Raw genomic sequence first — 812 nt, forward strand, 5'->3', positions numbered from 1 at the left:
GAAGCCATGCAGATGGTAAGGATGCTGGCGGACAGAGACCCCGACTCCCCCTATCTGTTCCCCATCCTGCAGAGCGAGGAAGGTACGGAAGCGGCATACCGGGAATACCAGTCGGCACTAAGGGCATTCAACCAGCGTCTGGCAGTACTCAGGCAATGCCTGGGAATGCAGTCGGCACTCACTACATATGCGGCCAGACATACCTGGGCCACAATGGCTTACCACTGCGAGATACACCCCGGAATCATATCCGAAGCCATGGGACACTCCTCCATCACGGTGACGGAAACCTATCTGAAGCCTTTCAGCAACAGGAAGATTGACGAGGCCAATCAAAGGGTAATTTCTTTTGTAAGAAGCGGAGCGTGCATAGTATAAAAGACGTTACTTCATTTTAATACGACAGAATAGATCTGTCGCACATTTTCCGGAATCTTCAAACAGTGGTTTGAGGAACGGAGAGGTGTGGCCCTTAAGGAGCCCCCATCTAATCTGTCAACAGGCTGTCATTCAGTATCTTGAACCAAAGGACATGCGCTTTCATTTTTTGGAAGCCTCATTTCATCACTTTCCCACTGTCACTTTTCCCGACTTCCAATCCCCTTTCCGATATCCCAACGGACTGATTTTCACCATTCAGGACAAAAAACGCCTGTTCTCTCCTTGTTGACTGATTATTAATGAAATTAACAGGATTTCATTACCTGCGAAGTAACGGAATTTTTGGCAACAGAAGAAGCGTGCGAAAAAGGAATTCGAAATGGGAAATTATTCACTTTTTATTTTTTTAAATTTATAAATTTAAAGTTTTT

General features: G+C 45.6%; 1 protein-coding gene. It reads left to right on the top strand.

Annotation, left to right across the window (positions count from 1 at the left end; all coding sequences use genetic code 11):
• A partial coding sequence (locus E5355_RS19115) for a tyrosine-type recombinase/integrase (protein WP_168354394.1) occupies positions 1-378 on the top strand: 378 nt, incomplete at its 5' end.
• Between the last annotated feature and the right edge of the window lie 434 nt (positions 379-812).

The organism is Bacteroides muris (ex Afrizal et al. 2022), from assembly GCF_004793475.1.
GTDB lineage: Bacteria > Bacteroidota > Bacteroidia > Bacteroidales > Bacteroidaceae > Bacteroides > Bacteroides muris.